Annotated in this window: 21 protein-coding genes, 1 tRNA gene and 1 pseudogene; 11 read left to right on the forward strand and 12 right to left on the reverse strand. The window is 71.5% G+C overall.

Features of this window, described 5'->3' with window-relative positions; genetic code table 11:
• From pstC to pstB, 3 genes are read left to right on the forward strand one after another with little or no spacing between them, the layout of a single operon-like run.
• Positions 1 to 975: a phosphate ABC transporter permease subunit PstC gene (gene pstC / locus H576_RS0101005; RefSeq protein ID WP_051171982.1), complete on the forward strand. Its 975-nt coding sequence runs from the start codon at positions 1 to 3 to the stop codon at positions 973 to 975.
• Complete coding sequence (gene pstA / locus H576_RS0101010; protein ID WP_029149368.1) at positions 975 to 2,048, forward strand: phosphate ABC transporter permease PstA; 1,074 nt, start codon at positions 975 to 977, stop codon at positions 2,046 to 2,048. The genes pstC and pstA overlap by 1 nt, the downstream gene beginning before the upstream one ends.
• Before the next feature lie 43 nt (positions 2,049 to 2,091).
• Positions 2,092 to 2,871 carry a phosphate ABC transporter ATP-binding protein PstB gene (gene pstB / locus H576_RS0101015; RefSeq protein ID WP_029149369.1) on the forward strand — a complete coding sequence of 260 codons (780 nt, stop codon included), beginning with the start codon at positions 2,092 to 2,094 and terminating at the stop codon, positions 2,869 to 2,871.
• Positions 2,872 to 3,029: 158 nt separating this feature from the next.
• Here pstB and H576_RS0101020 read toward each other — a convergent pair whose 3' ends face one another.
• Positions 3,030 to 3,659, reverse strand: coding sequence for a hypothetical protein (locus H576_RS0101020; protein WP_029149370.1), 630 nt, complete (start codon positions 3,657 to 3,659; stop codon positions 3,030 to 3,032).
• Between the two features lie 219 nt (positions 3,660 to 3,878).
• Between H576_RS0101020 and H576_RS0101025 the strand changes: the two genes are divergently transcribed.
• From H576_RS0101025 to H576_RS16535, 4 genes are all read left to right on the forward strand, one after another.
• Positions 3,879 to 4,361 carry an FBP domain-containing protein gene (locus tag H576_RS0101025; protein WP_029149371.1) on the forward strand — a complete coding sequence of 161 codons (483 nt, stop codon included), beginning with the start codon at positions 3,879 to 3,881 and terminating at the stop codon, positions 4,359 to 4,361.
• A 36-nt stretch (positions 4,362 to 4,397) separates the two neighbouring features.
• A tRNA-Lys gene (locus H576_RS0101030) sits at positions 4,398 to 4,470 on the forward strand.
• A 21-nt stretch (positions 4,471 to 4,491) separates the two neighbouring features.
• Positions 4,492 to 5,265 (forward strand): alpha/beta fold hydrolase, encoded by a 774-nt coding sequence (locus H576_RS0101035; RefSeq protein WP_029149372.1) that lies wholly within the window; start codon positions 4,492 to 4,494, stop codon positions 5,263 to 5,265.
• Between the two features lie 28 nt (positions 5,266 to 5,293).
• Positions 5,294 to 5,431: a hypothetical protein gene (locus tag H576_RS16535; RefSeq protein ID WP_156888068.1), complete on the forward strand. Its 138-nt coding sequence runs from the start codon at positions 5,294 to 5,296 to the stop codon at positions 5,429 to 5,431.
• A gap of 21 nt (positions 5,432 to 5,452) precedes the next feature.
• Here the strand turns inward: H576_RS16535 and H576_RS0101045 are convergent, their stop codons facing one another.
• From H576_RS0101045 to H576_RS13860, 7 genes are all read right to left on the reverse strand, one after another.
• Complete coding sequence (locus H576_RS0101045; protein WP_051171984.1) at positions 5,453 to 5,809, reverse strand: CHY zinc finger protein; 357 nt, start codon at positions 5,807 to 5,809, stop codon at positions 5,453 to 5,455.
• Positions 5,810 to 5,822: 13 nt separating this feature from the next.
• Entirely contained in the window at positions 5,823 to 6,683 is an 861-nt protein-coding gene (locus H576_RS0101050) for a DMT family transporter (RefSeq protein WP_029149374.1), read from the reverse strand.
• Positions 6,683 to 7,567: a MurR/RpiR family transcriptional regulator gene (locus H576_RS0101055; protein WP_029149375.1), complete on the reverse strand. Its 885-nt coding sequence runs from the start codon at positions 7,565 to 7,567 to the stop codon at positions 6,683 to 6,685. Before H576_RS0101055 ends, H576_RS0101050 begins: the two co-directional genes overlap by 1 nt.
• A gap of 86 nt (positions 7,568 to 7,653) precedes the next feature.
• Positions 7,654 to 8,019, reverse strand: coding sequence for a DUF2255 family protein (locus H576_RS0101060; protein ID WP_029149376.1), 366 nt, complete (start codon positions 8,017 to 8,019; stop codon positions 7,654 to 7,656).
• A 97-nt stretch (positions 8,020 to 8,116) separates the two neighbouring features.
• A complete protein-coding gene (locus tag H576_RS0101065) occupies positions 8,117 to 8,977 on the reverse strand; it encodes a helix-turn-helix transcriptional regulator (RefSeq protein ID WP_029149377.1) in 861 nt (286 codons plus the stop codon).
• A 73-nt stretch (positions 8,978 to 9,050) separates the two neighbouring features.
• The gene (locus tag H576_RS0101070; protein ID WP_029149378.1) at positions 9,051 to 9,653 is read right to left on the reverse strand and encodes a response regulator transcription factor; all 603 of its coding nucleotides are present in this window, start codon (positions 9,651 to 9,653) and stop codon (positions 9,051 to 9,053) included.
• On the reverse strand, positions 9,650 to 10,825 hold the full coding sequence (locus H576_RS13860) for a sensor histidine kinase (RefSeq protein WP_245559089.1): 1,176 nt from the start codon (positions 10,823 to 10,825) through the stop codon (positions 9,650 to 9,652). The genes H576_RS0101070 and H576_RS13860 overlap by 4 nt, the downstream gene beginning before the upstream one ends.
• Positions 10,826 to 10,982: 157 nt before the next feature.
• Between H576_RS13860 and H576_RS0101080 the strand changes: the two genes are divergently transcribed.
• Positions 10,983 to 11,486, forward strand: coding sequence for a hypothetical protein (locus H576_RS0101080; RefSeq protein WP_029149379.1), 504 nt, complete (start codon positions 10,983 to 10,985; stop codon positions 11,484 to 11,486).
• 13 nt (positions 11,487 to 11,499) lie between these two features.
• Here the strand turns inward: H576_RS0101080 and H576_RS13865 are convergent.
• From H576_RS13865 to H576_RS0101105, 4 genes and pseudogenes are all read right to left on the reverse strand, one after another.
• Positions 11,500 to 12,814: pseudogene (locus H576_RS13865) on the reverse strand (ISL3 family transposase).
• Positions 12,815 to 13,533: 719 nt separating this feature from the next.
• Positions 13,534 to 14,868, reverse strand: coding sequence for a DUF3100 domain-containing protein (locus H576_RS0101095; RefSeq protein ID WP_029149381.1), 1,335 nt, complete (start codon positions 14,866 to 14,868; stop codon positions 13,534 to 13,536).
• A 39-nt stretch (positions 14,869 to 14,907) separates the two neighbouring features.
• Entirely contained in the window at positions 14,908 to 16,140 is a 1,233-nt protein-coding gene (locus H576_RS0101100) for an amidohydrolase (protein WP_029149382.1), read from the reverse strand.
• Between the two features lie 82 nt (positions 16,141 to 16,222).
• Complete coding sequence (locus H576_RS0101105; protein ID WP_029149383.1) at positions 16,223 to 17,581, reverse strand: L-serine ammonia-lyase; 1,359 nt, start codon at positions 17,579 to 17,581, stop codon at positions 16,223 to 16,225.
• Positions 17,582 to 17,743: 162 nt separating this feature from the next.
• Between H576_RS0101105 and H576_RS0101110 the strand changes: the two genes are divergently transcribed.
• From H576_RS0101110 to H576_RS0101120, 3 genes are read left to right on the forward strand one after another with little or no spacing between them, the layout of a single operon-like run.
• A complete protein-coding gene (locus H576_RS0101110) occupies positions 17,744 to 18,919 on the forward strand; it encodes an inorganic phosphate transporter (protein ID WP_036318581.1) in 1,176 nt (391 codons plus the stop codon).
• Positions 18,919 to 19,185, forward strand: coding sequence for a hypothetical protein (locus H576_RS0101115; protein ID WP_029149385.1), 267 nt, complete (start codon positions 18,919 to 18,921; stop codon positions 19,183 to 19,185). Before H576_RS0101110 ends, H576_RS0101115 begins: the two co-directional genes overlap by 1 nt.
• 8 nt (positions 19,186 to 19,193) lie before the next feature.
• Positions 19,194 to 19,547 (forward strand): DUF3349 domain-containing protein, encoded by a 354-nt coding sequence (locus H576_RS0101120; RefSeq protein ID WP_051171986.1) that lies wholly within the window; start codon positions 19,194 to 19,196, stop codon positions 19,545 to 19,547.
• The last annotated feature ends 20 nt before the right edge of the window (positions 19,548 to 19,567 follow it).

Here is a 19,567-nt window from a genome sequence, read left to right on the forward strand (position 1 = left end):
ATGACCACGACCACGACGGGCCCGGATCCGGTGGCCCCGACTCCCGCGCCGCCGTCGAAGGCGAAGCAGCGCGCCGGCGACCGCGTCTTCTCGGGCACCGCGCTCGGCGCGGGCATCATCATCCTCGTCACGCTCGCCCTCGTCGCGATCTTCCTGATCATCCAGTCGATCCCCGCGATCTTCGGCGACCCGACGCAGAACCACATCCTCGAGGGCCAGAACTTCTTCGCCTGGGTCGCTCCCTTCGTCTTCGGCACGATCTGGGCGAGCGTCATCGCGCTCGTCATCGCGACGCCCGTCTCGATCGGCATCGCCCTCTTCATCTCGCACTACGCGCCCCGCCGCCTCGCGGGCGCGCTCGGGTACGTCATCGACCTGCTGGCCGCCGTGCCCTCGGTCGTCTACGGCCTCTGGGGCATGACGGTGTTCGCTCCGGCGCTCGTGCCCTTCTACCAGTGGCTCGGCGAGTACCTCGGCTGGATCCCCCTCTTCGCGGGCCAGGTCTCGCCGACGGGCCGCACGATCCTCACGGCGGCGCTCGTCCTCGCCGTCATGATCCTGCCGATCATGACCGCCATCTGCCGCGAGGTCTTCCTCCAGACGCCGAAGCTGCACGAGGAGGCCGCGATGGCCCTCGGCGCGACGCGCTGGGAGATGGTCCGCATGGCCGTCCTGCCCTTCGCCCGCAGCGGCATGGTGTCGGGCGCGATGCTCGGCCTCGGCCGCGCGCTCGGCGAGACGATGGCCGTCACGCTCGTGCTCTCGACGAGCGGCATCGTGTCGTTCCACCTGCTGAACTCCGACAACCCGACGACGATCCCCGCGATCATCGCGCTGCGCTTCCCCGAGGCGCACGACACGGGCGTCAACACGCTCATCGCGGCCGGTCTGATCCTGTTCATCCTGACCTTCGCGGTCAACTTCATCGCGCGCTGGATCGTCTCCCGCCGCGCCGAGTTCTCCGGAGCCAACTGATGACCGCCGCCACCACCGTCGTCGCTCCCGTGCGCGGAAACACGTCGGGCCACCTCCCCCGGTGGGCCCCCTGGGCGATCCTCGTAGGATCGTTCCTCATCTCGGCCGCGGTGTTCGCCTTCGCGGGCGGCGGCAGCTTCAACGTCGGCCTCTGGGCCGTCGTGGGCGCCGTCATCTACGTCGTCGCGATCTTCGTGATCTCGTCGATCGCCGAGAGCCGCCGGCACGCGACCGACCGTCTCATGACGGCGCTCGTCACGGCGGCGTTCCTCGTCGCGCTCCTCCCCCTCATCTCGCTCCTGTGGACGGTGGTCTCCAACGGCATCTCCCGCTTCGACCCCGAGTTCTTCAGTTTCTCGATGCGCAACGTCGTCGGCGAGGGCGGCGGCGCGGTCCACGCGATCTACGGCACGCTCCTCGTCACGCTCGGCGCGACGATCATCTCGGTCCCCGTCGGTCTCATGACGTCGATCTACCTCGTCGAGTACGGCCAGGGCCGCAAGCTCGCCCGCGGCATCACGTTCCTCGTCGACGTCATGACGGGCATCCCCTCGATCGTCGCGGGTCTGTTCATCTACTCGGTGTTCGCGATCCTCGTCGGCCCCGGAACGCGCATGGGCATCATGGGCTCGCTCGCCCTGTCGGTCCTCATGATCCCGACGGTCGTCCGAGGATCCGAGGAGCTGCTGCGCATCGTCCCGAACGAGCTCCGCGAGGCCTCGTACGCGCTCGGCGTGCCGAAGTGGCTGACGATCATGAAGGTCGTGCTCCCCACATCGATCGCGGGCATCACGACGAGCGTCATGCTCGCCATCTCGCGCGTCATCGGCGAGACGGCCCCGCTGCTCCTCACGCTGGGTATGGTCGCGAGCGTGAACACCAACATGTTCAGCGGCCAGATGGCGACGCTGCCGGTGTTCTCGTACATGCAGGCCAAGTACCCCGGCATCCCTCCCGAGGCGTTCGCTGACCGCGCGTGGGCCGCCGCCCTGACGCTCATCGCGATCGTCATGGTGCTGAACCTCGTGGCGCGCCTCGTCGCGAAGTTCTTCGCCCCCAAGACCGGTCGCTGAGCGACCCCGAATCTCTGACAGAAGCAGAAGAAGGATCACTCAGGTGTCCAAGAGCATCGAAGTCAACGACCTCAACGTCTACTACGGCGACTTCCTCGCCGTCGAGGGCGTCAACATCGACATCCAGCCCGGTACCGTCACGGCGTTCATCGGCCCGTCGGGCTGCGGCAAGTCCACGTTCCTCCGCACGCTCAACCGCATGCACGAGGTCATCCCCGGCGCGCACGTCGACGGCGAGGTGCTGATCGACGGCAAGAACCTCTACGGCTCCGACGTCGACCCCGTGCTCGTCCGCCGCCAGGTGGGCATGGTGTTCCAGCGCCCGAACCCGTTCCCCACGATGTCGATCAAGGAGAACGTCCTCGCGGGCGTCAAGCTCAACAACAAGCGCATGGCGAAGAGCGACCAGGACGCGCTCGTCGAGAAGTCGCTGCGCGGCGCCAACCTCTGGAACGAGGTCAAGGACCGCCTCGACAAGCCCGGATCGGGCCTCTCGGGCGGCCAGCAGCAGCGCCTCTGCATCGCCCGCGCGATCGCGGTCTCCCCCGACGTGATCCTCATGGACGAGCCCTGCTCGGCGCTCGACCCGATCTCGACCTTCGCGATCGAGGAGCTCATCGCCGAGATCAAGAACGACTACACGGTCGTGATCGTGACGCACAACATGCAGCAGGCCTCGCGCGTCAGCGACAAGACGGCGTTCTTCAACATCGCCGGCACGGGCAAGCCCGGCCACCTCATCGAGTTCGACGACACGACGAAGATCTTCACCTCGCCGTCCGTCAAGGCGACCGAGGACTACGTCTCGGGCCGCTTCGGTTGATCCGCAGCACCTGAATCTGAGAGCCCCGGGAATGCATCCCGGGGCTCTGTCGTTACACTGGACGTGCCGGGTCGCGGATTACCCCGGGCTCCAAATTTTGCCGCTTCGAGCGGCCTTCCGCCGAGAGGCGTACTTCCGCGGCCCGGTCTTCTCGTCCCTCAGACCAGATCGTCGCGCCGCCACAGGCGCGCTGCGAGGGTGAGATCCTCGGCGAAGGCGCTCAGCCGGTTCGCCCGCGAGGTCAGGCCCGTCGCCCGCTCGGGTTCGGTCGGCTCGTAGTCGTCGGCGATGTGCGTCGCGCCCGATGCCTGGACGCGGCAGAACGACGCCGTGCGGTCGAGCGCCACGGCGAAGTCGCCCGTGAACGCGCCGCGCAGGATCGTGTCGATGAGCCCCACGAGCTCCTCCGGCGAGGCCGGCGCGGGCGCCCCCGCGACGACGGCGTCGACGGTGCGCAGCTCGTTTCGGCCGCGCTCGTAGAGCAGCGACGCCGTCTGCGGGTCCTGATGAATGCTCACCTGCATGAGGTAGAGCCGCCACAGCGCCCCCGGGAGCGACTTCGCCGGCATGCGCGACCAGAGCTGGGCGATGTCGTCGATGCCGTGGGTCGTCGCGAAGCCGATGAGCCGATCGACGATCTCCGGATCCTCCGACTCGCGGACGCGCGCGAGCAGCGTCGCGGCCGTCGCGTGGGCGGCGCGCGAGACCTCGGCCGGATCCTCCGACGCGAAGAGGCGGTCGAAGGCGTCGGACGGGCGGAACACGGGCTTGCGGAACTCGTCTGTCATCGCCGTCAACGCTAGGCCCCGCTCCCCCGCCGCGCACCAGGCCCGCGTGGATCCGCGCGCGTTACGATGGAGAGGTGAAGTCACGAGAGTCCCTGCGGGGAGCGAGGAGGTCGTCGGCGCACTCTGCGTCGGCGGGCGCGCGGGCGTAGCACCGAGCCGTCCACCGTGCCGTCTGCACGGATCCCTCACCTCTCAGAACCTCACGAAGGAGCATCTCCCATGCGTCCCCTCGACGACGCGCAGATCCGCGCGTCGTTCGCGAACGTCTCCGTGCGCGAACGCAAGAACATCGTCCTGCCCGACCTCGACGCGATCGACTGGGATCGCATCGACTACCTCGGCTGGCGGGACCCGAAGCTGCCACGCGTCGGCTACGTCGTCGCGTGGATCGACGACGGACCCATCGGCCTGCTGATGTCGCAGACCGAGGCGTCTCCCCGCAGCCGCACCCAGTGCTCGTGGTGCCAGGACGTCAAGCTGCCGAACGACGTCGTCCTCTTCTCCACGAAGCGCGCCGGCGCGGCCGGGCGCCGCGGCGACACGATCGCGACCTACGTGTGCGACGCGTTCCAGTGCAACGAGAACGTGCGGAAGAAGCCGCCCATGGCCTACATCGGGTTCGACGTCGAGGCGGCGCGCGAGGGCCGCATCGTCGCCCTCCAGGTGAACGTCGAGGGCTTCCTCCGCGACGCCACCAGCTGAACGTCGCGCAGGCCCGCCCCCGGTACGCTGGTGGGCGGGCCTATAGCTCAGTTGGCAGAGCATCGGACTTTTAATCCGCGGGTCGAGGGTTCGAGCCCCTCTGGGCCCACGAACGACGGCGAGCGAAGCGGTGCACGGACAGGCGATTACGCAGGACGGCGCGGAGCTGTTCTGGACCGCTCGCGGCGAGGGCCCCGCCCTGCTCCTCATCGCGGGCCAGGCGAGCACCCACCGCGGATGGCTCCCTCTCGTCCCGCACCTCGTTGCCGAGCGCCGCGTCGTGCTCTTCGATCATCGAGGCGTCGGCCAGAGCACGATGGGCGACGCCGACCGATTCACGACCCGGTCCTTCGCGCGAGACGCCGTGGCCGTGCTCGATGCGGCGGGGGTCGCCTCAGCCGACGTCTACGGCCACTCGATGGGCGGTCGCGTCGCCCAGTGGATGGCGATCGACCGCCCGGAGCGGGTCGACCGTCTCGTGCTCGCCGGGTCCACGGGCGGCGATCGGTTCGGCCCCGCCCGCGACCCGGATGTCAACCGCGTTCTCTCCTCCGGTGACCCCGCGCAGATGGCGCCGCTGTTCTTCACGGAGTCGTTTCGGGAGCGGCACCCCGAGGCGGTCGCCGGGTTCTTCGCCCGTGACGCCGGCATCCGCGCGCGCCGCGCCCACTTCGACGCGAGCCGTCGCCACGACGCCTGGGACGAGCTGCACCGCATCTCCTCCCCGACGCTCGTGATCCACGGATCCGACGACCCCGTGACACCCGTCGAGAGTGCACGGCTGCTCGCCGCCCGGATCCCGGACGCCGTCCTAGACGTCGTGCCGGGCCAGCGGCACTGCCCGCATCTGGAGTCAGCCGAGGCCAGGGCGCGCGTGGACGCCTTCCTCGCGCACCCGTCGTAGCGATCGGAGCCCCGACGGCGTCGTCCGGATGCGCGCCGTCGAGCTGACGGGAGACGAGCGCGCCGCCGCCTGGTCGAGGTTCACCGCGATGAGCCCGGGGTTCAAGCAGTACGAGGAGAACACCACCCCCGTCATCGCCCTCCGCCGCGTCGCCGCCGACGCCTGAGCGCGCGGGGGATCCGCCCGCCTACGCCCCGGCGGGGAACCCGAAGTAGATGCCGTCGTGCAGCGCGCAGCCCGGGTTGAACCGGGCCCCGCAGGCGCGGCACGCAGAGGCCCCGCGGTACGCCGAGATCGCGATCTCGGCGCGGCACACCCCGCAGAGCACCGCGAGCTCGCCTCCGGATCCCTCGGGCCACGGCCGGATCGGGTGACCGGCCACCTCCTCGTGGCACAGGTGGCACGGGTACCAGTCGCCGCAGCACGCGAAGCGGATCGCGACGACGTCGAGCGGCGAGCGGTAGTGCGCGCAGCGTGTCTCGTCGTCGACGACTCTCCCGCGCACGACGGGGGCCGCCGCGGATCCCTCTCCGTTCGCGCGCATCCGTGCCATCACATCACAGCCCGACGACGGCGATCCCCACGAGCACGATCGCGGCGCCCGCGAGCCGGCGGGCGATCCCCGTCTCGCGGAAGAGGCGCCACGCGAGGAGCGAGCCCACGACGATCGACGCCTCGCGCAGCGGCGCGACGAGCGCGACGGGCGCCGTCTGCATCACGGTGAGCACGAGCACGTACGCGAGCGGCGAGAGGACCGCGACGGCCAGGATCGGGATCCCGTCGAGCCGTGCCGACCGGGCGATCCCGGCTCGGCGGCGGAGGACGCTCGGCGCCAGCAGGACCACCTGCGCGAGGAGGGTCCCCGCGTAGTAGCTGACGGGCGCGAGGCCGAGCGAGCCGACCGCGAACGCGTCCCACAGCGTGTACGCCGCGATCGTCACGCCCGTCGCCGCGCCCCACGCGACGCCGCGAAGCGGGTGCGACGCCCCCGCGCGGAAGGGGTTGCCCATGACGACGAGGATCCCCGCGAGCACCGTGACCGCGCCGACGATCCCGAGCGCTGACGGCCGCTCCCCGAGCAGCGGGATCGCGACGAGCATCGTGACGATCGGGCCGGATCCGCGCGCGATCGGATAGACGACGCCGAGGTCGGCGCGGTCGTACCCGGCCTGGAGCGTCAGCGAGTACGCGACGTGCAGCAGCGCCGACACGATCGCGGCCGCGACGAGCGGCCACGTGACGGGCTGCGCCCCCGACACCGCGGCGGCGACGGCGAGCGGCAGGAACACGGCCGCGGCCACGGTCGTGTAGCCCGCGACGAAGAGCACGGTGTCGCCGCGCTTGTACTTGGACGCGAGGTTCCACGCGGCGTGCACGACGGCCGCGACGAGCACGATCGCGACGGAGGCCGGATCCATCAGGAGATGTCGGGGAGGTCGATGCCCGCGCGCTCCGAGCGGCGGACCCGCTCCGGGTCGCGCAGGGCGAGCGCCGCGACGATCGCGTCGACGACGACGAGCTGGGCGAGGCGGCTGCCCGCCGCCGCCATCTGGCCCGTCAGCGGGACCCCGCCGACGACGAGCGCGATGTCGGCGGCGTCGGCCAGCGGCGTTCCGTGCTGGTTCGTGACCGCGATCACGGCGGCCCCGGCGCCCGAGGCGGCGTCGGCGACGTCGACGGTCGCGGCGGTGCGCCCCGTCGAGCTGACGGCGAGGAGCACGTCCCCCGGCCCGAGGAGCCGCGCCGCGATCATCGCCGACGTGTGGTCGGGGATCGCGACGGTCGGCACGCCCAGGGCCCGCATGCGGAACGCCGCGTCGGCGGCGACCGACGCCGACGCGGCGGCACCGGAAACGAGCACCTGGCGGGCAGCGCGCACGGCGTCGACGGCGCTCTCGAGGGCGGCCGGATCCAGCGCGCCGCCGAGCGCCGTCAGGGCGTCGACGCCCGTGCGGATCGACGCCTCGAGGATCGCGCGGGCCGAGTCGTCCCCCGTGAGGGCGGGCGGCGGGGCGAAGAACTCGGCGGATCCCCTGGCCCGGGCGATCTCGAGCTTGAGCTCGGCGAACCCCGCGAAGCCGAGGGCGCGCGCCGCGCGGACGACGCTCGGCGCCGAGACGCCGGCGCGGGCGGCCACCTGCGACGTCGACGCCGTGCCGACGAACAGCGGGTCGGTCAGCAGCAGCTCGGCGACGCGCGCCTCGCTCTGCGGCAGACCGGCCGCGCGCGCCTGCAGCGTGCCGAGCCAGCGCCGCAGCGTGTCACCCGATTCCGTAACGCCGTTACTCTCATTGTCGCTCACGCGTAACACTGTAACGCACGCGTCGCGGGACGACGACCGCCCGCCGCGGACGCCACCGCGGCGGGGCCGGTTCGACCTCGGAGGGACTACTTCGCGTCGATGCGCAGCGTCGTGCCGCGCGCGGGCTCGCGGTTGAGGGCCTTCGTCGGGGATCCGTTGCCGTACTTCGCGCGGTACGCCTCGTCGACGGCGTCGTCGTGCGACGGGTCGTCGACGTAGACGACGTCGCGCTGGCTGCCGCCCCACTGGATCGCGCCCGTCATCTGGCGCTGCACGCCGACGTACCAGCCGGCGTCGGGGCCGTTGACCGAGCGCGCGTAGAGGGCGCCGTCGACGACCACGTGCCAGATGATGCGGAAGCTGCGGAGGGATCCGTCCCTGCGGCTCCCCGCCACGCGGATCTCGTACGCGTCGTCGAGCTCGTCGAGCTCCGCCGTCGTCCAGTTGCTCATGGGTGTTCCTTCCATCGGATGTCCTTCCAGCCTGGGCCGAGAAGCCCGCGCGCGACAGGTACTGCGATTACCGGGAACGCCGCCCTCCCCCGCGGCGTCAGACGGCCTGCACCGTCTCCTCGGTGGCCGCCCACGACGCGAGCATCGCGAGGCCGTCGGCCGACGGGGATCCGGCAGGCGCCGTGTAGACGTTGAGGCGGAAGCCGGGCTCCGTCGGCAGCTCCATCGCCTCGTAGTCGAGGTCGAGGTCGCCCACGACGGGGTGGCGCAGGCGCTTGCGGCCGTTGCGGTGCATCTTGACGTTCTGCGACGCCCACCTCGCCCGGAACTCCTCGCTGCGCGTCGAGAGCTCGCCGATCAGCTGGATCAGGTCGGGATCGTGCGGCGTGCGGCCCGCCTCCATGCGCAGGAAGGACGCCGAGTCGTCGAGCACCTGCTCGTGATCGCGGAAGAAGTCGCGCGCCGCCGGGTCGAGGTACGCGAAGCGCGCGGTGTTGACGGGGCGCCGCGGGTCGGCGAGCAGCGGGGCGTAGAGGGCGCGGCCCATGCGGTTCATGGCGATGATGTCGAAGCGCCCGTTGCGCACCCACGCGGGGGTGTCGATCGCGTCGAGGACCTGCTGCACCGCGGGCCGGACCGTCGTCGAGGTCGGCTTCGCCCGGCGCCGCGCCGGGCCCGACGCGCGCGCGAGGTCGAAGAGGTGCTCGCGCTCGGCGTCGTCGAACTGGAGCGACGTCGCGAGCGCGTCGAGCACGCTGTCGGAGGCGCCCGCGAGGTTCCCGCGCTCGAGGCGCACGTAGTAGTCGACCGAGACCCCCGCGAGCATCGCGACCTCCTCGCGCCGCAGCCCCGGCACGCGCCTGTTGCCGCCGTACGCGGGCAGGCCCGCCTGCTCGGGCGTGATGCGCGCCCTCCGCGTGCTCAGGAACTCGCGCACCTCGCGCCGGATGTCTCCCATGCGCCTCACGCTACGCGGCGCCCGCCCGGCGAGGGAGGCACCGCCATGACCTGTCACTCCGCGCTGCGGCGGCTCAGATCCAGCCGCGCTCCTCGGCGAGCCGCACGGCCTGCTGGCGGGTCCTGACGTGGAGCTTGGCGAGGACGGCCGAGACGTGGTTGCGCACCGTGCCGGGGGCGAGCGACAGGGCGCGGGCGATCTGGCCCGTCGTCTCGCCGCGGCGCCCCACCCGCAGGACGTCGAGCTCGCGGGGCGTGAGCGGGCTGCGCTCGTCGCTCAGGGCGTCGGCGGCGACCTCGGGATCCACGTACCGCGCACCCTCGCTCACGCGCCGGATCACGCGCGCGACCTCGTCGGCGCCGCGCGACTTGGGGAGGAACCCCGAGACGCCGCTCGCGAGCGCCCGCCGCAGCACGCCGGGCCGCGCGTGGCGGGTCACGACGACGCACCGGGTCGCGACGGTGCGGGCGAGGCGCTCGGCCACCTCGACGCCGTCGAGGCCCGGCATCTCGAGGTCGAGCAGGCACACGTCGGGCACGAGGCGCGTCGCCTCCGCGACGGCCTCGGAGCCGTCCGCGCACTCGGCGACGACCTCGATGTCGTCCTCGAGCCGCAGGAGCGCGGCGAGCGCCGACCGGATCATCGCCTCGTCGTCGGCGATCAGGACGCGGATCATGCGGGGACCTCCTCGGGGACGATCGCGACGACGGCGAAGTCGCGAGCGCCGCGCCGGATCTCGGCGGCCCCTCCGGCCTCGGCGACGCGCCGCTCGATCCCGGCGAGGCCGGATCCGCCGCCCTCCCCCGGCGCGCCCGCGTCGTTGGCGATCTCGTACCTCCACCCCTCAGGCACGCGCGCGAGCGAGAGCCGCGCCCACCTGCCGCCGCCGTGCCGCAGCACGTTCGTCGTCGTCTCGCGGATGACGGGGCCCAGGACCCCCGACGGCGCCGAGGACGCGCCCGGATCCACCTCGGCCTCGGCCGACGTCCCCGCCGCCCGCAGGAGGTCGACGGCGTTGGCGATCTCATCGGCCACGGGCACGCCGCGGAACCGCATCGCGAGGTCGCGGGTGCCCTGCCTCGCCTCCTCGACGCTCGCGCGCGCGAGGCGCAGCTGGTCGAGCGCCGCGCCGGGGTCGCGGGGCATGAGCCGCTCGGCGAGCTCGAGCTGCAGGGCGATGACCTGCAGGTGATGCCCCTGCAGGTCGTGGACGTCGTTCGCGACGCGCAGCCGCTCCTGCGTCGCGCCGAGCCGGGCGTCGGCGGCGCGCGCGGCGTCGAGCGTCCGGACGACGTCCCACCACCAGAGCGAGAGGACCGACGCCGCGGGGAGGACGACCGAGATGAACCCGGACGTCCAGCCGCCGTTCGCGACCGCCCAGCCGCCGTCGGCGGGGAACGTCACGCGGGCGTCGACGGCCCACGCCGCCGCGACGAGGAGCGTCGCGCCGATCGAGACCCGCAGCCGCGTCCCCTGCGGCCAGTTCAGCAGCACGAGGGTCTGCGCGACGGGCGCCGCGAGAAGGATCCAGGACCCGACGGCCCACCACGCGAGCAGGCCGAAGGCGAGCGACGCCGCGAGCGCGATGCCGGCCCGCCGCCACCCGTGCGACCACTCGGCCTCGTCGCGCATGCGGTACGCCCAGAGGAGCGGCACCGTCGAGGCGAACCACGCGACGGATCCGACGGCGACGAGCAGGACCCTCTCGCCCGGCACGCGGGTCCCGAGGGGCGAGACCGTCCAGATGAACGCGGCGACGGCCTCCATCGCGAGCACGCCGGAGAGCGTGTACCACCAGGTGACCGCAATGCCTCGCGTCAGCCGCCTGGCCCCGAGAGGCGTCGTCATAGCTACAACCCTAGGGGCGTGACACATGTCATGGGAGGGCCGGGCGAAAGGCCCGGGCGCGGGTGACAGGGGCGCACTTCTCCGCTCTCCGCCCTCCCTGTTGGCTGGAGGAACTCCCCGACGAGAGCCGCCGGGGATCCCCTCCAGGAGGCACCCCATGAACCTCATCGACACGTTCCAGAACCTCGTCGCGCAGGTCCCCGAGCTCGTGCAACCGCTCATCGTCGCGCTCGCCGCGGCCATCCCCTACATCGAGGGCGAGGGCGCGGTGGCGATCGGGATCATCGGCGGGATCCACCCCATCGTCGCCGCCGTCGCGGCGATCGCCGGGAACCTGATCTGCGTCGTCGCGGTCGTCCTCGTCACGACGGGCGCACGCGAGGCGGTCGTCGCCCGCCGCCGCGCCTCGGCTGTGGGAGACGCCCCCGCGCAGGAGTCGTCGCCGCGCCGCGAGAAGCTGCAGAGGGCCCTCGTCCGCTACGGCGTCCCCGGCGTCAGCCTGCTCGGCCCGATCATCGTGCCGACCCAGCTGACCGCCGCGTTCCTCGCCGGCTCGGGCGTCTCCCGCGGCCGGATCCTCGCCTGGCAGGGCACCGCGATCGTGCTCTGGACGACGCTCCTGACGCTCGTCGCGACGGGCATTGTGAACGTGGTCGCGTAGGGCGATTCCCGGCTCATCGTGTTTGAGGGTGTAGCAGGGGTCTGAAGCCGCCGGTCTCGAGTAGCGACCGGGCGATGTAGTGGGTCAGGTTCCGGAAGCCCAGCGCGCTGCCGCGGAGGTGCTCAAGGCGACCGTTGATCGCCTCGGACGGGCCGTTGGACGTGCCGGGGTGGTCGAAGAACGCGAGGACGTCGGCGGCACGGCGCGTGATCGTGCGGCCGAGGCTGATCAGCTCGGGCAGATCCTTCGGAACGCCGCTGGTGAGCCCCGCGATCATGGCCTCGAGGATCTTCTTCCCGCGCGCCGGATCCTTGTGTCGGTAGGCGGCGACGGCGCGCTGGTAGATGTCCTAGGCGATCTCGACGGCGAGGTGGTCGGGGTGCTGATCGAATACGTCCTCGAGCTTCGCGAGCTGATGCTGCGTCAACAGGCCGAGCCCCGTCCTGAGCAGGCGCCGGCAACCGTCAAGCGGATCACCCTTCCGGCCTCGATGCCCGAGAGTCTCCTGCTGAACACGCTGGCGGGTCTTGTCGAGGGCGTCGCCGACCAGGGCGACGACATGGAATGGGTCCATCACCGCGACAGCGTCGGGGATCTCTTCGCCGGCGGCGGTCTTGTAGCCGGCGGACCCCGTCCATCGCGACGATGTCGATCCCGTCGCGCCAGGCCTCGGGGCGTCCGGAGAGCCAGGTCTTGAAGGCGTGTTTCGACCGGCCCGGGATCATGTCGAGCAGTCGGGCGGGGCCGGTCTTCTCGCGGGCCGGGGTGAGGTCGATGATCACGGTCACGTACTTGTCGCCGAGGCGCGTGTGGCGCCAGACGTGCTCGTCGACACCGATCGTGGTCACCCCGTCGAACCGGGCGGGATCGTCGATCAGGACGCGCCGCCCTTCGGCGAGGATCGCGTCGTTGGCGGCATGCCAGGACACGTCGAGAGACTCCGCGACCCTGGCGACCGGTAGGTGCTGGCAGACGACCGCCTCGAGCGCCCACCGAACAGCGGCGCGGGTGAGCTTCCCGCGCGGCTCAGCAGCTGCCGTGGTGTCCTCGCGCCAGATCGTCCCGCACGAGGAACAGGCGAAGCGGCGGACGCGGACCAGGAGCGTCGTCGGCCGCCAACCCAGCGGGACATGCGCGAGACGGCGTGCCTGCGTTCCTCGGGCTATGCCCTCAGCACCGCAGCCGCGACAGAACGGGTCGCGGTCGGTGACACGGCACTCCAGCACCGCTTTATCCGGCGAGATCTCCTGACCGGTGACGGTGAGGCCGTGGTCGTCGAGGAGGCAGAACGCAGAGAGATCGGGGGTGGCGAAGGTACCGTGGGACACGTCGAGGTCTTTCGGATGGCGAGCGTAGGAACTTCCATCATCGGAAGGCCTCGACCTCGTCTCCGCGACCGCCACGCCGCCGACTCGTCAGGCGGGCGCCACACCCTCAAACACGATGAGCCTAAGGGGCTCTTCGCCGTTGAGGGTGTAGTAGGTCGAGCGCGTCATCGGCCTGGAAGGGGGCGGGGGCTTCCGGCGGACGGGCAGTGTCGCTGCGAGACAGAGCGTTGCGTGGTACCTGCGTGCGGTCTTGTCGGCCCTTGTCGTCGTCCGCGTCGAACACAGTGAGACGTCCGGGTTGTTTCCGACGCTGAGCAAGCTGATCGTCCGTTCTGGGATCGTCGTCTTCACGTCCCATGCCCGCAGCCACACCCGATTCGCTCTCGAAGAGTAGCCCTAGTCCGCACGCAACCGATCTGGCCGGGAACGGGGACGTCCGGCGGTGGCGACGAAGCCGAGCGGCCTGCCCTTGCCATCGCGGGCGAGGTGCGTCTTCGTCGTGAGCCCGCGCGCGATCGCATGATTAGTCGGTTCAGTGCTGGTCTTGCTGTAATTCGAACCGCTTCAACCGCGACCCAACGATCCGCCAACGGACGCCCTCGCGTCTTCGCAGGCGGGAACAGCGGTCCGATCACAGCCGACGTCTCATCGGAGATCTCGTCGCGCGACACGCCTCAAGCGCGACCGATGGTTGCGAGCCACCCATTCAGCAACACGTCCTAGCTCCAGAGCCCCAGCGCGAACTCGGCGATGACGACGGACACGAGGTACGTCGCGGCGATCGCGACGATGCCGACGGGGATGATCTTCCACCCGATGCTCTTGAGGAGCGGGATGTCCTTGCCGAGCGTGAGGCCCGCGATCGCGAGGACGACGGTGCACGCCGCGAGGAAGTCGATCGACGCGACGCTCGCCTGGACGAGGTCGGCGACGGGCGAGATGGGCGTCGTCGAGAGCGCGCCGATCGTGATGACCCAGACGATCGCCGGCACCTTGCCTCGGGTCAGCTTCGCGAGACCGAAGCCCGCCATCGAGAGCGCCGCCAGCACGAGCCACCCCGCGATGATCGACCAGTCGAACCCGCCGTGCGCGATCGCCGAGATGATGACGCCGCCGACCCCGAGGATCAGGAGCGCCGTCCACTTCGACATCGAGACGCCGGACGGCTGCGCGACGGCGTCCATCTTCGTGACCTGCGTCGGCGTCGGGTCGACGTCGGCGACGGCGAAGCGACCGCGGGCGAGCCAGCGGTACATGCGGTCGGCGAGCGGCAGCGCGATGAAGATGCCCGCGTACACCCCGAGGATGCCCGTGATGAGGTTCGACGCCGTCGCCATCGCGAGCACCTGGTCGCCGAGCTCGGGGTGCGCCTGCTGCACGACCGCCGCGGCCGCGGCCATCATGGATCCCGATCCGACGCCCGCGCCCATCGCGAGCGCGAGCGGGTCGAAGAGGCCCGTCGACGTCGCGAGCGACGCGATGATGCTCACGAGCACGGCGCCGAACAGCGTCCCGAACACGTACATCGAGAGCACGCCGCGGTACTGCGGCGACGTCGTGCCGTAGCGCTCGCTGACCATCGCGAAGGATCCCTCGCGGTCGATCGAGAACGTCGCCCCGATCGTCGCGGGCCCCATCTTCAGCAGCACCGCGATCGGCAGGGCGAGGATCAGCGTGCCGAACAGGTGGCCCAGCTCCTGGAGGAGCAGCGCCGGCCCCGCCTGGAACAGCACCTGGATGTTCGGGCCCAGCGTGAACGACAGCCGCGCGCAGAGCACCATGACCGCGACGCCCATGATGACGCTCGCCGCCTGCTGCATCCGGACGGGGACGCGCAGCCACGGCTGCGACGTGACGGTTCCGCCCGCGAGGATCGCCCACACCATCGGCAGGATCGTGATCGAGGCGATGCCCAGCGGGATCACGAGGGGGCCCGCGAGCTGCGCGCCCGCGCCGATCACGACGAAGAGGCCGGCGAGGATCCAGAGCTGCGGCGTGCGCAGGGTGTAGCGGACGGTGTCGGCGACGCGGGTCGCCGCGGTGTTGACGGACATGGGTGCTCCTGCGGGGGAAAGGGGCGGGGCCGGGGTGGGTCAGGCCTCGAGCGTGACGCGGGTCGCACCCGCGGGCCGCTCGGCCTTCCGGCGCTTCAGCTCGGCGCGGACGGACGGGACGAGGGCGGCGTCGAGCGCCGTGAGGGCGATGACCGCAGCGCCGTCGAGCGCGGCGTCGTCGCCGGCGGGGGTCACGGCGTCCGCCGCGAAGCCGGGGTTGTGCGGGACCGCTTCGGATCCGAGGACCGCGATCATGCCGTGCAGCGTCGGCACGACCTGCGACACGTTGCCCATATCGGTCGATCCGCCGCCGAGCGTGTCACCGGGCTCGAGGACGCGGCCGACGCGCTCCATGTTGGCGTCCCAGAGCGGCGCGAGCGTCGCGTCGTGCTCCATGGGGGCGTAGGGGTGCTCGGTCGGGGCCCAGCTCCAGCCCGCGCCCGTCGCGATCGCGGATCCCTCGAAGCACGCGAGCACGCGCTTCTTCGCGGCGCGCCACGTGTCGATCTCGTACGCGCGCACCTCGACCTGGAGGACGGCCTCGTCGGGGATGATGTTCGTCGCCTCGCCGCCGAGCGAGATGAAGGCGTTGAGGTTGACCGACTTCGGCAGGTGCTGGCGCAGGAAGCCGATCGCGTTGAGCGACAGCGCGGCAGCCGAGGCGGCGTTGATGCCCTGCTCGGGGGCTCCGGCGGCGTGGGCGGTCACGCCCGTGAAGGTCACGGCGAAGCGGTCGACCGCCGTCGACGCGAACGCCGTCGCACCCTTGTCGACGCCCGCCGCGCCGTGGACCATGAGCGAGAAGTCGGCGTCCTCCCACGCGCCCGCCTGGAGCAGATCGACCTTGCCGCCGCCGTGTTCCTCGGCGGGCGTGCCGAGCAGCTTGATCCGGAGGCCCGCGCGGTCGGCGACCGGCTTGAGCGCGATCGCCGCTCCGACGCCCGCCGTCGCGATGATGTTGTGGCCGCACGCGTGGCCGACGCCGGGCAGCGCGTCATACTCGGCGCAGATGACGACCGTCAGGTCGCCGTCGCCGTAGACCGCCTCGATCGCGGTGTCGAGGCCGTACGCGCCCGTCGTGACCGCGAACCCTTCGGCCGCCATGATCTCGGCGACGCGGGCGGCCGCGCGGTGTTCCTCCCAGCTGAGCTCGGGGTCGGCGTTGATCGCGTGACTCAGGGCGAGGAGCTGCTCGCGGCGGCTCTCCACCGCCTGCTCGATCTCGCGCTTCAGCGCGTCGATGTCGGTCGGGACGGAAACGGCGGTGCTCATGGGTCTCCTTCTGCTGCTCACCTGTCGAACAGTGTGTCGGAGAAATGATTCGGGCGTGTGACGCGCCCCTATGCCGCCCGCGTCAGCACTCGACGACGTTGACGGCGAGGCCCGCGAGCGCCGTCTCCTTGTACTTCGCGCTCATGTCGAGGCCCGTCTGGCGCATCGTCTCGATCACCTGGTCGAGCGACACCCGGTGCGTTCCGTCGCCCCACATCGCCATCTTCGCGGCGTTGACGGCCTTGCCCGCCGCGACCGCGTTGCGCTCGATGCACGGGATCTGCACGAGCCCGCCGATGGGATCGCAGGTGAGGCCGAGGTTGTGCTCCATCGCGATCTCGGCGGCGTTCTCGACCTGGCGCGGCGTGCCGCCGAGCACCGCGGCGAGCGCGCCCGCCGCCATCGACGACGCGGATCCGACCTCGCCCTGGCAGCCGACCTCGGCGCCCGAGATCGAGGCGCGCGTCTTGTAGAGCGCGCCGATCGCGGATGCCGTGAGGAGGAACTCGACGGCGACGTCGTCGGGGTCGCGATCCGCGGCGCCCGGGGCGTAGTGCAGCGCGTAGTCGAGGACGGCGGGGATGATCCCGGCCGCGCCGTTGGTGGGGGCCGTGACGACGCGGCCGCCCGCGGCGTTCTCCTCGTTGACGGCGAGGGCGACGAGGTTCGTCCACTCCTGCGCGTAGCCGAGGCTGCGGTCCGGATCCTCCGCGCGCAGCCGCTCGCTCCACTCGGGGGCGCGGCGGCGCACGCCGAGCCCGCCCGGGAGCACTCCCCCGTGCCGCGTCCCCGCGTCGACGCACTCGGCGATCGCATCGCGGATCGCGAGGATCCCTGCCCGCACTTCGGCCACGGGTCGGCGCGCGACCTCGTTGCGCAGCGCGACCTCGGCGATCCCGGCCCCCTGCGCGTCGCAGATCGCGAGCAGCTCGTCTGCCGAGGAGAAGGGGTGGGGAACGGGCGTCGCGTCGACGGCGAGCTCCTCGCCCTCGCGCACGATGAACCCGCCCCCGACCGAGAAGTAGCGGGCCTCGTCGATCGCGGATCCGTCGGAGCGGCGCGCGGCGAAGCGCATGCCGTTCGTGTGCCGCTCGAGAACCGTGAGGGGGCGCAGGCGGATGTCTGCCTCGCGGAACGCGACCGGAACGCGGTCGCCGACGAGGACGGTGCCGTCGCGCTCGATGCGGGCCGCGCGGTCGGCGACCTCGTCGGCGCGGATCGCGTCGGGGGTCCGTCCCTCGAGCCCCACAAGGACCGCCGTGAGGGTGCCGTGCCCGCGGCCCGTCGCAGCGAGGGATCCGTAGAGGTCGACCTCGATCGCCGCGGGGTCCGCGCCCAGCCGCGCGACGAAGTCGGCGGCGGCGCGCATGGGTCCGACCGTGTGCGAGCTCGAGGGACCGAGCCCGATCGTGAAGAGGTCGAAGACGCCGATGTAGGTCATGTGTGGTGCTCCCGTCGTGCAGCCTTCAATTCTAACCGTCGCCCTGTTTCCGACACGTGTCGACCCACGTCGGGGCTCCGCAGGTTAACGACAGCTGAACTGTGCCGGTCATCCGCTCATTCTCGTGATACATCCACGCGCGAGAGAGGACAATCGGTGTACGTGGAAGAACTGATCGTCCTCTTGATCGTGGTCGCGACCGCTCTGGCCTTCGATTTCACGAACGGGTTCCATGACACCGGCAACGCCATGGCCACGTCGATCGCCACGGGCGCGCTCAAGCCGCGCGTCGCGGTCGCGCTCTCCGCCGTCCTGAATCTCGTGGGTGCGTTCCTCTCGATCGAGGTCGCCAAGACGGTCGGCGGCGACGTCGTCGATCTCAGCCACGCGCAGGGCGAGCAGCTCATGCTCATCGTCTTCGCCGGCCTCGTCGGCGGCATCATCTGGAACCTCCTGACCTGGCTCCTCGGCCTGCCCTCGTCGTCGAGCCACGCGCTCTTCGGCGGGCTCATCGGGGCGGGCCTCGTCTGGGGCATCACCTCGGGCGTCAACGGCGTCCTCTGGGGCTCGATCATCGGCAAGGTGGTCCTCCCCGCGCTCCTCTCCCCCGTCGTCGCCGCGCTCGTCGCCGCGATCGGCACCTGGGCGATCTACCGCATCACGCGGCGCGTGCCGCAGCGCATCGAGGAGAAGGGCTTCCGGTGGGGCCAGATCGGCACCGCCTCGCTCGTCTCGCTCGCGCACGGCACGAACGACGCGCAGAAGACGATGGGCGTGATCTTCCTCGCCCTCGTCGCGTACGGCTCAGTCACGGAGGAGGACGACATCCCCTTCTGGGTCAAGGTCGCCTGCGCGCTCGCGATCGCGCTGGGCACCTACCTCGGCGGGTGGCGCGTGATCCGCACGCTCGGCAAGGGCCTCGTCGAGATCTCGTCGCCCCAGGGCCTCGCGGCCGAGGCGTCGAGCGCCGCGATCATCCTCACCTCGAGCCACCTCGGCCTCCCCCTGTCGACGACCCACGTCGCGACCGGATCGATCCTCGGGTCCGGCATCGGCAAGAAGGGAGCCGAGGTCCGCTGGGGCGTCGCGGGCCGCATGGCCGCCGCGTGGGTCATCACCCTCCCGGCCGCCGCGATCGTCGGCGGCATCTGCTGGGCGATCGCCCACGCCCTCGGCGGCATCGTCGGCGTGCTCGTGGTCTTCGCGATCCTCGTCGGCCTCGCGCTGTTCATGTGGCTGCGCGCGAACGCGAAGCCCATCAACCCCGACAACGTCAACGAAGAGTGGGACGGCGGCCTCGAGCCCGCCGCCGCGGACAACGGAAAGGTCGCCGCCTGATGGACATCGATCTCCTCGGGATGCTGAACTCGCTCTGGCAGGTCGTCGTCGTCGGCCTTCTGTTCGGCGCCGGCCTCCCCGCCCTCTTCGCGCTCGGCATGCGGTCGCTCGCGACCGTCCCCGCGGGTCACGTCGTGAACGGCGACGAGCCCGTCCCCACCACCACGGCCGGGCGCATCGGCGCCATCGTGTGCTTCGGCCTCTGCGGCCTCGTCGCCCTCTTCGGCGTCGTGGTCATCGTCTTCGGCAAGCAGATCTTCGGATAGGAACCGACATGACCTCCACCGATCAGGCGCCCTTCGGCGACGAGCAGGACGGCGCCGCCGCTCCCTCCGGCATCGCGGCGGTCGTCGCGTGGCTGCGGCAGGGATACGCCGACGGCGTGCCCGCGCAGGACTACGTGCCGCTCCTCGAGGTGCTGCACCGCAAGCTCACCGACAGCGAGGTCGACTCCGTGACGCGCGAGCTCATCGCGAGCGACAACGCGCCGTTCACGGCGGACGACATCGCCGAGGCCACCCGCCGCCGCGTGCTCGAGCACCCGAGCGACGAGGACATCACCCGCGTCGCCGTGCGCCTCGTCGGCGCCGGCTGGCCGCTCGAGGGCTTCGCAGACCTCGAGAGCTGACGCGCACGACGAGAACGGCG

The organism is Microbacterium indicum DSM 19969, assembly GCF_000422385.1.
Classification (GTDB): domain Bacteria; phylum Actinomycetota; class Actinomycetes; order Actinomycetales; family Microbacteriaceae; genus Microbacterium; species Microbacterium indicum.